Source organism: uncultured Arenimonas sp. (assembly GCF_963976025.1).
Lineage (GTDB): Bacteria > Pseudomonadota > Gammaproteobacteria > Xanthomonadales > Xanthomonadaceae > Arenimonas.
Genome location: NZ_CAXBJS010000093.1, coordinates 1 through 10,556 on the forward strand (window position 1 = coordinate 1; position 10,556 = coordinate 10,556).

Annotated in this window: 10 protein-coding genes; 2 read left to right on the forward strand and 8 right to left on the reverse strand. The window is 69.1% G+C overall.

Annotated elements, in window-relative coordinates; genetic code table 11:
* The 7 genes from ruvA to AACZ35_RS08710 all read right to left on the reverse strand — a co-directional run.
* Nucleotides 1-442 (reverse strand): Holliday junction branch migration protein RuvA (gene ruvA / locus AACZ35_RS08680; protein ID WP_339828263.1); only part of this gene is annotated, 442 nt, incomplete at its 3' end.
* Entirely contained in the window at nucleotides 439-966 is a 528-nt protein-coding gene (gene ruvC / locus AACZ35_RS08685) for a crossover junction endodeoxyribonuclease RuvC (protein ID WP_339828264.1), read from the reverse strand. The genes ruvC and ruvA, both read right to left, overlap by 4 nt.
* Nucleotides 963-1,694 (reverse strand): YebC/PmpR family DNA-binding transcriptional regulator, encoded by a 732-nt coding sequence (locus AACZ35_RS08690; protein ID WP_339828266.1) that lies wholly within the window; start codon nucleotides 1,692-1,694, stop codon nucleotides 963-965. Before AACZ35_RS08690 ends, ruvC begins: the two co-directional genes overlap by 4 nt.
* Nucleotides 1,695-1,760: 66 nt before the next feature.
* Entirely contained in the window at nucleotides 1,761-2,396 is a 636-nt protein-coding gene (locus AACZ35_RS08695) for an alpha/beta hydrolase (protein ID WP_339828277.1), read from the reverse strand.
* Between the two features lie 4 nt (nucleotides 2,397-2,400).
* Entirely contained in the window at nucleotides 2,401-4,176 is a 1,776-nt protein-coding gene (gene aspS / locus AACZ35_RS08700; RefSeq protein WP_339828268.1) for an aspartate--tRNA ligase, read from the reverse strand.
* A gap of 121 nt (nucleotides 4,177-4,297) precedes the next feature.
* The gene (locus tag AACZ35_RS08705) at nucleotides 4,298-4,942 is read right to left on the reverse strand and encodes a hypothetical protein (RefSeq protein WP_339828269.1); all 645 of its coding nucleotides are present in this window, start codon (nucleotides 4,940-4,942) and stop codon (nucleotides 4,298-4,300) included.
* Nucleotides 4,943-4,982: 40 nt separating this feature from the next.
* Complete coding sequence (locus AACZ35_RS08710) at nucleotides 4,983-5,291, reverse strand: zinc ribbon domain-containing protein (protein WP_339828271.1); 309 nt, start codon at nucleotides 5,289-5,291, stop codon at nucleotides 4,983-4,985.
* Between the two features lie 131 nt (nucleotides 5,292-5,422).
* Here AACZ35_RS08710 and AACZ35_RS08715 point away from each other — a divergent pair, with 131 nt between their 5' ends.
* Nucleotides 5,423-6,679: an MFS transporter gene (locus AACZ35_RS08715; RefSeq protein ID WP_339828273.1), complete on the forward strand. Its 1,257-nt coding sequence runs from the start codon at nucleotides 5,423-5,425 to the stop codon at nucleotides 6,677-6,679.
* Nucleotides 6,680-6,699: 20 nt separating this feature from the next.
* The gene (gene ggpS, locus AACZ35_RS08720) at nucleotides 6,700-9,057 is read left to right on the forward strand and encodes a glucosylglycerol-phosphate synthase (RefSeq protein WP_339828274.1); all 2,358 of its coding nucleotides are present in this window, start codon (nucleotides 6,700-6,702) and stop codon (nucleotides 9,055-9,057) included.
* On the opposite strand, the gene AACZ35_RS08725 is transcribed toward ggpS, so the two are convergent.
* The coding region (locus tag AACZ35_RS08725) for a sodium/solute symporter (RefSeq protein ID WP_339828276.1) at nucleotides 8,964-10,556 on the reverse strand (1,593 nt) is incomplete at its 5' end. The genes ggpS and AACZ35_RS08725 overlap by 94 nt on opposite strands.

Sequence of the window (10,556 nt, forward strand, 5' to 3'; positions counted from 1 at the left end):
CCCCGCCGGTGCCGGTGAAGACCGCACCGCCGCCGGCGAAGTCGGCCGCGCGGTCGCGCAGCTCGACCACCATGCGTTCGGCGGTCTTCTTGCCGATGCCCGGGATGCGGGTCAGCGCGGTGATGTCGCCGGACTGCACCAGCCGCGCGAAGTCGTCGACGCTGGCGCCCGACAGCACCGCCAGGGCGATCTTGGCGCCGACGCCGGTGACCTTCTGCACCTCGCGGAACAGGCGGCGTTCGGCTTCGGTGAGGAAACCGTACAGCGCCACGCCGTCTTCCTTCACCGCGTAGTGCGTGGACAGTGTGACTTCGCGCCCCACTTCCGGCAGGTCGTAGAAGGTGCTCATCGGCGCCGAGAGTTCGTAGCCGACGCCGTTGACGTCCACCATCAGCTGCGGCGGCGATTTGTACACCAGGATGCCTTTCAGGCGACCGATCATCGGCGTCTCCTCAGCAGGGCCGCGGCCAAGCCGGTGCGGCCGGCCGTGGCGCTGGTATGGGCGTGGGTCAGGGCCACCGCCAGTGCGTCGGCGGCGTCGGCCTGCAGTTTCTTGTCGGGCAGCGACAGCAGCAGCCGGACCATGTGCTGGACCTGGTCCTTGTCGGCCGCACCGGTGCCCACCAGCGATTGTTTGATCTGCCGCGGCGCGTATTCGTGAACCGGCAGGCCATGGCGGACGACCGTCGCGATGGCCGCGCCGCGGGCGTGGCCAAGCTTCAGCGCCGAGGTGGCCGACTTGGCCATGAAGACCGATTCGATGGCGACCACGGTCGGCTTCCACTCGGACAGGATGTCTTCGAGGTCGAACACCAGCTTGCCCAGGCGCGCCGGGAAGTCGTCGGTGTCCTGCAGCAGGTTCAGCGCCTGGCAGTGCACGTAGGTGCTTTTACCCAACGCATCCACGTCCACCAGGCCGATGCCCGTGCGCTGCGAGCCCGGGTCGATGCCGAGGATGCGGGTCACGTCCAGGCGGCGTCGCCCAGGTCGGCGTTGTGGTAGACGTCCTGAACGTCGTCGAGGTCCTCGAGCATGTCGAGCATCTTCTTGACCTGCAGCGCGACCTCGCCTTCGACCTTGCTGTCGTTTTCCGCGCGCATGGTCACCTGCGCGTCCAGCGGCACGTGGCCGGCCGCGACCATCGCCGCCTTTACTTCCTCGAAGGCCTCGGGCGAGGTCAGCACCTCGATGACGCCGTCGTCCGGATAGCTGGCCACGTCGTCGGCGCCGGCTTCGATGGCGGCTTCGGTGATGGCGTCTTCGCTGCTTTCGGGTCCGAAGCTGAGCACGCCAAGCTTGCGGAACATGAAGGCCACCGAGCCATCGGTGCCCAGGTTGCCGCCGCACTTGTTGAAGGCGTGGCGCACGTCGGCGACGGTGCGGACCTTGTTGTCGGTCAGGCAATCGACGATGACGGCAACGCCGCCGGGCGCGTAACCCTCGTAGCGGATTTCCTCGTAGCTGATGCCTTCGAGTTCGCCGGTGGCCTTCTTGATCGCGCGCTCGATCACGTCGCGGGTCATGTTCACCGCCAGGGCCTTGTCCACGGCCACGCGCAGGCGCGGATTGGCCTTGGGGTCGCCGCCGCCCAGGCGCGCGGCGGTGGAAATCTCGCGGATGACCTTGGTGAAAACCTTGCCGCGCTTGGCGTCCTGGGCGTTCTTGCGCCCTTCGATGGCCATCAATCTGCCCATGAACCCGACTCTTTGTGCTGTGGCTAAGCGGTGATTATACGGCCGGGCCCCTGGCCGCAGCGGACTTCAGGCCGGGAAGCGGCCATCGCGCAGGAATCCCGCCGCCAGGTCGCCCACGCGCGGGTCGAGCAGCAGGCCGGTGTGGCTGTCGGGCAGCACCCGGTGGTCGGCCAGGCCGGGCAGCCGGGTTTCCCAGACCGCCACGGTGCCGTCGTTGAGACCGTCGAAGTCGCCGAAATACCTGCCCAGGCCCATCGGCTTGCTGCCGGCGATCACGCCGACTTCCCGGCCTTCAGGCAGGGCATGCAGGCCGCTGCGCAGCAGGGTGCCGCTGCGGCCCAGCCAGAAGCCCAGGTGGTGGCGGGCCAGGCCACGGGCGGCACTGGAGCCGGCCAGCGGCGAGCCCAGGCACAGCACGCGCCCGGGCGGCAGGCCGGCATAACTGCCGACGGTTTCCAGGGCCACCAGGCCGCCCAGGCTGTGGCCGACCAGGTGCACCGGGCCATCGGCCAGCGCCTGCAGGCGGCCGGCCAGCTTGTCGACGCTGGGCGCCGGCCCGTGCAGCAGGCTGGCGTAGTCGAATACCTCGGCGCGGTAGCCAAAGCGGCGCAGCCGCCTTGCCAGCGGCCACAGCGTCAGCCCGCGCATCCACACGCCGTGGAGCAGGATGACGCGGTCGCCGGTGGGGGCCGCGGTCGCCAGGGCTTTACTCCTTGGCGGCCGGGGCCTTGGGCACCGCGCGCACGTGCACTTCGGCCAGCTGCACTTCGGGCACCGGCGACGGCGCGCCGGTCATCAGGCACTGCGCCGTGGTGGTCTTGGGGAAGGCGATGACGTCGCGGATCGATTCGGTGCCGGCCATCAGCGCCGCGATGCGGTCGATGCCGAACGCGATGCCACCGTGAGGCGGCGCGCCGTAACGCAGCGCGTCGAGCAGGAAGCCGAACTTGGCCTCGGCCTCTTCCGCACCGATGCCCAGCAGGTCGAAGACCGCGCTTTGCATGTCGGAGCGGTGGATACGGATCGAGCCGCCGCCGATTTCGTTGCCGTTTAGCACCATGTCGTAACCACGCGACACCGCGATGCGGGCATTGGCCTTGAGCTCGGCGATGTCGTCGATCGCTGGCGCCGTGAACGGATGGTGCAGGGCGACGTAACGGCTTTCTTCCTCGTCCCACTCGAACATCGGGAAGTCGGTGACCCACAGTGGCTTCCAGGCGTGCTGGACCAGGCCAAAATCCTTGCCGGCCTTCAGGCGCACCGCGCCCATGAAGTCGCAGACCTTGTTCCAGGCGCCGGCACCGAAGAACACCATGTCGCCCGCCTGGGCGCCGACGGCCTGCAGCAGCGCGGTGAAGGCGGCTTCGTCGAAGAACTTGGCGATCGGCGAGTTCACCGCGCCGGCCTCGTCGAGCTTGGCGTAGGCCAGGCCCTTGGCGCCGTACTTGGCGGCGTGGGCGGCGTATTCGTCGATCTGCTTGCGGCTGAGCGTGGCGCCGCCGGGGATGCGCAGCGCGGCGACGCGGCCGCCGTCTTCGCTGGCGGCATCGGCGAAGACCTTGAAGCCGCAGTCCTTCACCAGTTCGGCCACGTCCACCAGTTCCAGCGGGTTGCGCAGGTCGGGCTTGTCGGAACCGAAGCGGCGCATGGCCTCGGCCCAGGTCAGGCGCGGGAAGCTGGCGTCGAGTTCGACGTCGATCACTTCCTTGAAGACCTCGCGGATCATGCCTTCCACCGCGTCCTGTACGTCGCGCTCGGACACCCAGGCGAACTCCATGTCGAGCTGGGTGAATTCGAGCTGGCGGTCGGCGCGCAGGGCTTCGTCGCGGAAGCAGCGGGCGATCTGGTAGTAGCGGTCGAAGCCGGCCACCATCAGGATCTGCTTGAACAGCTGCGGCGACTGCGGCAGCGCGTAGAACTCACCGGCGTGCATTCGCGCCGGCACCAGGAAGTCGCGCGCGCCCTCGGGCGTGGCCTTGGTGAGGATGGGCGTTTCGATGTCCTGGAAACCACGCGCGTCCAGCCAGCGGCGCAGCGCCTGCACCAGCTTGATGCGGGTGCGCATCATCTTCTGCATTTCCGGGCGGCGCAGGTCGAGGTAGCGGTACTTGAGGCGGATGTCCTCGCCGGCGTTTTCATGCGCGTGGAAAGGCAGCGGCTCGGCCTTGTTCAGCACTTCGATGGCGGTGGCCACGACTTCGACCTTGCCGGTGCGGATGCGGTCGTTGACCGAATGGCGGGCGCGCACGGTGCCGGTGATGCGCAGGCAATCCTCGTAACCGACGGCGGCGGCGGCCTTCACCACCGCGGCGTTGCCTTCGGCCCCGGAGGGTTCGGCCACCACCTGGACGATGCCTTCGTGGTCGCGCAGGTCGATGAAACACACGCCACCCAGGTCGCGGGCGACATCGGCCCAGCCGCAAAGGGTGACGGTCTGGCCGATCATGGACTCGTCCACGAGGCCGCAGAAATGGCTGCGCATGCTGGCTCCGGAAATCATGGCGCGGGGGCGGGAATCCGACCCCGGAAAAGCCCGTAATGGTAGGTCCTGGGCGGTTTCCCGGCAAATCCAGCCGCAGGCCATCCCTGCAGGAGCGTGGAGCTTATTCGTGGCCCCAGGGCGCCGGCGGCGGCTCGACGGGCTGGCTCAGGTCGAACTCGACCTGGAACAGCCGGCCGCCCGGGCGGGAGAGTTCGTAGAGGAAACGCTGGCCGGGCTCGATTTCCATCGCCCAGGTGTTCTGGATCGAGGCCTTCAGGCCCTCGCGGCCGAACATGGCCACCGACTCGGCGTCCACCGGGAAACTCTGGCGCACCGCGGTGCCGTCGCCGTCGGTGTCGCCGCCGTACATGGTGACCGCGTCCGGGCTGCCGTCGGCGTGGCGATGGTCGTGCTTGAGGCGCAGGCCGGTGTCGGTGCGGGTGATCACCCAGGTGCGCGAATGGTCGTCGCCCACGTGGAAAGGCACCTTGAGCTCAGTCGCCGAGCACTCGCGCACGTGCATCACCAGCGGCTTGCCGGCGAAGGGATCGTCGCCTTCCGGCGGCGGCTCGTCGGCGACGATGCGGCCGGCGAAGGCCTCGCCACAGTGTTCGGCCAGCCGGGCCATGAAGGCATCGGCGGGCGCAGGCGCTTCCGGGGCCGAAGTGGCCGGCGACGACGCGGGCGCGACGGGGGCCTGGGGCTCGCCGGCGCAGGCGGCCAGCAGCACGAAGGAACAAAGCAGCAGCGGGGTCTTGGTTTTCATGCCCCGACCCTACCCTGCGGCCGCAAAACCCGGCAAGGGCTCAGGCGGCGGGCTTGGCGTCCGGCTTGGCCGGCGCGGGCTTGGAATCGGACTTGGCGTCGGACTTGGCCTCGGGCTTGCTGGCCGGCTTGTCGCCGCCGTCGGCGAGGTTGCGCTTCTTGTCGCCGTCCTTCTTGAAGTCGGTTTCGTACCAGCCGCTGCCCGCCAGCCTGAAGCTGGGCGCTGTGACCTGCCGGCGCACCTGCGCCTGGCCACATTCGGGGCAGTCGGTGGGGTCGGCGTCGGACAGCTTCTGCAGCCGGTCGAAGGCGTGGCCGCAGGCGCTGCATTCGAAGGCGTAGATCGGCATGGATCAATTCCAGGGAAACAAGGTGGGGACCGCGCATTAGTGGGGGGAGCGGAGCGCGATTCAAGCCCTGTGATTTTTCCCATTCAGATCAATATGTTACAATCTCGGACTTGCTTGTACCGGGAGTAACGATGATCCGCGTGGTCCTGCCACTGGCCGCCTTGCTGGCGGGCGTGGCCCTGCTGCTGGCCGGCAGCGGCCTGCTGGGCACCCTGCTGGCGGTGCGCGGTGGCATCGAGGGATTCGACGACCGGACCCTGGGCCTGGTGATGTCGGGCTACTTCGCGGGGTTCTTCGTCGGCACCTTCCTGGCGCCGCCGCTGGTGCGCCGCATCGGCCACGTGCGCACCTTCGCCTTCTTCACCGGGCTGGCCGCCATCGCGGTGCTGATGCACCCGATCTTCGTTAACCCGGTCGCCTGGTTCGGCCTGCGCCTGTTCACCGGCATCGCCCTGGTCGGCCTGTACACGGTGATCGAAAGCTGGCTCAACGCCCAGCCCGACCCGGCCCTGCGTGGCCGCATCTTCACCGTTTACATGGCGGTGAACCTGGGCGCACTGGCCGCGGGCCAGCTGCTGCTGGGCCTGGGCGTGGACGGCGGTTTCCTGCTCTTCAGCCTGGTCGCGATCCTGATCTGCGCCTCGGCCCTGCCGGTGACGCTGACCCGCCTGGCCCAGCCCAGCATCCCGCCCAATGCCCGGCTGGGGCTGCGCAAGCTTTACGCCATGGCGCCGGCGGCAACCCTGGCCGCCGGTATTTCCGGGCTGGCCATGGGCGCGTTCTGGGGCCTGGGCCCGGTGTACGCCGGGCAGCTGGGCTTCGACCGCGACGGCGTGTCGCACTTCATGGTCGCCACCATCCTGGGCGGCGCGCTGCTGCAGTGGCCGGTAGGCCGGCTGTCGGACCGGGTGGACCGGCGCATCGGCCTGGCCCTGGCCTGCCTGGCGGCCGCCGGCGTATCACTGCTGGCCCTGCTGGCGGGCGACTGGGGCCCCTGGCCGGTGTACGCGCTGTTTTTTACCTTTGGCGGCCTCGCGTTTTCGATCTACCCGATGAGCGTGGCGCACATGCTCGACACGCTGCCGCCCGAAGACCTGCTGTCGGGCTGTTCGAGCCTGCTGCTGGTGCACGGCATCGGTGCCGCCCTGGGCCCGGCGATTGCCGGCGAGCTGATGGGCCGGTTCGGCCCGGGCGCCCTGCCCGCCTATTTCGCGGCAGTGCTGGCGGCGCTGGCGGTGTTCCTGCTGCTGCGCCTGGCCGCGCGCCGTGGCCGCGCCCACCCGACCCCGTTCCACCCGATGCTGCGCACCACCCCGGCGGCGCTTGAGCTGCTGCCTGAAACCCAAACCGAGGCCGACCTGGCTTCGAGCAACAAGGAAACCCGTTGAGCAACCAGAAAGGCGAATCCATGAACTCCCTCACCAACAAACCCGCCCTGGTGCTGGCCACCGACCTGGACGGCACCTTCCTGGCCGGTGAAGCCGGCCACCGCCAGCGGCTCTACCGCCTGGTCGACCAGCATCCGGGCATCCGCCTGGTCTGGGTCACCGGCCGCAGCCTCGAGGCCGTGATCCCCCTGCTTTCCGATCCTTCGCTGCCGCGCCCGGACTACCTGGTCTGCGACGTCGGCGCGACGGTGGCCTGCGGCCGCACGCTGCAGCCGCTGCAGCCGCTGCAGTCGGGCATCGACGCGCGCTGGCCCGGCGAACACGTGGTCGCCAAGGCCATGCGCCGCTTCCCGGCCCTGCAGCGCCAGGACGTGCCGCAGGAGCGCCGCTGCTCCTATTTCTGCGACCCCGACGTGCTGGCGCGCCACCGCGACGACATCGAGGCCGCCGCCAGCGAACTGGGCTGCGACGTGCTCTATTCCGCCGATCGCTACCTGGACATCCTGCCGCCGCGCACCGACAAGGGCCGCACCCTGATCGCGCTGGCCGAACAGCTGGACATGGGCCGCGACCGCATCCTGGTCGCCGGCGATACGCTCAACGACCTGTCGATGTTCGACGCCGGCTTCCAGGGCGTGTGCGTGGGCCGTTCCGAACCGGCGCTGCTGGAGGCCACGCAGCGCCACGAGCGCGTGCTGCACGCCGACGATGCCGGCTGCGGCGGCATCCTCGAGGCGATCGAACACTTCGGCTTCCTGCCCGCGAACGACCCCTACGTCGACAAGCCCGCCTGCACCGGCCAGGGCAAGTCAGACCTGGTGATGGTTTACCACCGCCTGCCCTTCGACGAATCGGTGGAAGACGGCAAGCGCGTGCAGAAGCGCCACGCCTCGCCCAACGGCATCATCCCGAGCCTGCTCAGCTTCTTCGGCAGCGGCCAGCCCGGGTCCTGGGTGGCCTGGACGCTCGACGACGCAAAACGCCCCGGCTTCGAGGCGCGCACGCCGGTGGACGCGGACCGCTACCCGAACCTGACCGCCGCCCGCGTGCCGCTGGCCAAATCGGAAGTCGATGCGTTCTACAAGCGTTTTTCGAAGGAAGCCTTCTGGCCGATGCTGCACACCTTCTGGGAGCGCGCGCGTTTCCGCGAGGACGACTGGAAGGTGTTCCTGAAGGTGAACCGCAAGTTCGCCGAAGCCGCCGCCGCCGAGGCCGCGCCCGGCGCCACCGTCTGGCTGCACGACTACAACCTGTGGATGGTGCCGGCGCGCCTGCGCGAGCTGCGCCCGGACCTGAAGATCGCCTTCTTCCACCACACCTATTTCCCCTCGGCCGACATCTTCAACGTGGTGCCCTGGCGGCGCGAGATCCTGGGCAGCCTGCTCAGCTGCGACTACATCGGCTTCCACATCCCGCGCCAGGTCGAAAACTTCGTCGACGTGGTGCGCGGCGCGATGCCGGTGGAAGTGCTGGAACGCGAAGGCTGCGCGCCGCGCTTCCTGACCTACGGCTGCGCGGTGGGCCTGGAGTCGATGGTCACGCGCATGCGCGTGGGCGACCGCGAGGTTGGCCTGGGCGCGCACCCGGTGGGCACCGACCTGGGCCGCATCCGCGACGTGCTGGCCCAGCGCGGCACCCGCGCCACGCTGGAAAAACTGCGCCGTGAAATCAGCCCGCGCAAGCTGGTGCTTTCGATCGAACGCCTGGACTACACCAAGGGCATCCTGGAAAAGTTGAACGCCTTCGAACGCCTGCTCGAAGCGCAGCCGCAGCTGGCCGGCACGGTGACGCTGCTGATGATCTGCGTGCCGGCGGCCAAGGAAATGACCATCTACCAGAAGCTGCAGACCCAGATCGAACAGGCCGTGGGCCGAATCAACGGCAAACACTCGCGCCTGGACTGGACGCCGGTGCGCTTTTTCGCCCGCAGCCTGCCCTTCGAGGAAGTGGTGGCGCATTACGCCGCCTCGGACGTGATGTGGATCACCCCGCTGCGCGACGGCCTGAACCTGGTGGCGAAGGAGTTCGTCGCCACCCAGGGCATCGAAGGTGGCAAGGGCGTGCTGGTGCTGTCGGAGTTCGCCGGCGCCGCCGCGGAAATGAAGGGCGCGGTGCTGACCAACCCGCACGACCCGGCCGACCTGACCGCGGCCCTGGGCCAGGCGCTGGCGATGGATTCGGACGAAGCCGAAGGCCGGCTGCGGCAGCTTTACGGCATCGTCGAAAACTATGACGTCGACCGCTGGGGCAAGGACTTCCTGGCCGCCGTGCGCGGCCCGGACGGTCACCAGAAGGCCAGCACCAGGGCCGCGGTCGCCACCGTCATGGCCAAGGCCGCCGGCCGCAACCAGGCCGGCGAGGCCGACGCCGCGGCCTGATCGAGCACCGCCAGTGCGGCGGGCGCGGGGCTTTCCCCCGTGACCCGCCGCCACGCGAACGCGAACAGCACGGTCACGACGAACAGCAGGCCGGCGACGATGGTGAAGTGCAGGTCCAGCCAGCCCAGCTGCGTGGCGACGAACCAGCCCGCGCTGAAGGCATGGCCGCTGGCGGTGGCATACAGCGCCGCGCGCGCGCCCAGCCGCTTGTCCAGGAAGGCCAGCGCGAACACCGCCACCAGCGGCGGCGTGACGTAGGCAAAGGCCTGCTGCAGGTAGGCGAACAAGCCCGGGAAGGACTCGATCATCGGTGCCCACAGCGCCGCCAGGGCCATCAGCCCCAGCGTGATCCAGCGGCCCAGGCGCGCCAGCGCGCGCGTGTCGAGGCCGGGCCGGCGCGGCTGCACGAAATCGAGGGTGATCAGCGTGGACGCCGAGTTCAGGGCCGAATCGACGCTCGACATGATCGCCGCCAGCAGCGCCGCCAGCACCAGGCCGACCAGGCCAGCGGGCGCGTATTCGGCCAGCAGCCTCGGGAAGACCTCGTCGCCGCGCTGCAGGTCGGGCAGCAGCGAAATCGCCATGGCGCCGGGCAGCACCATCAGGAACAGCGGCAGCAGCTTCAGGCCCGCTGCCAGCAGGGCGCCGCCGCCGGCGGCCTTCATGTCGCGCGCGCCCAGCAGCCGCTGCGAGACGTACTGGTTCATCGTCCAGTAGTAAAAACCCAGGATGGGCAGGCCGATCAGCGTGCCCAGCCAGGGCAGGTTGGGGTCGTCCATCGGGCGGATAAGGCTCAGGTGGTCGGCCGGCATCGACGCCTTCACCGCCGCCCAGGAAAAATCGAACTCGGCGAACACCAGCCAGGCCAGCATGGCCGAACCGGCCAGCAACACGATCGACTGCAGCACGTCGGTGTAAACCACGGCGCGCAGGCCACCGGCCGCGGTGTAGAGGCCGGCGAACACCGCCAGCGCCGCGATGGTGGCGCCCAGCGGCAGGCCCGGGAAAAACACCTGCAGCACCAGCGCGCCGGCGAACAGGCTGCCGGCGGTGTCGAGCACGATGGAAAGGAAGACCGACACGCCCGACAGGTATTTGCGCATGCGTGCATCGAAGCGCCGTTCCAGCAGTTCGGGCAGCGTGGTGATGCGGTTGCCCAGCAGCGTCGGCGTCACGAACACCGCGGTGAACACCAGCACCAGCGCCGCCATCCATTCGTAGTTGGCCACCGCGATGCCGCTGCTCCAGGCGGCGCCGGGCAGGCCGATCAGTGTGGTCGAGGAGATGTTGGAGGCAAACAGCGACAGGCCAACCACGCCGGCTCCGAGCGTACGCCCGGCCAGGAACAGTTCGTCGCTGTCGGGGCTGCGCCGGCTGACGCGAACGCAAACCGCGATCAGCACCAGCACGTAAGCCGCCAGGACGATGTAGTCGAGCGTTGCTAACGCGCCCATGCCCCACAGGAAAACACGGAAAGGGGACAGGTGCAAAAAAAAACC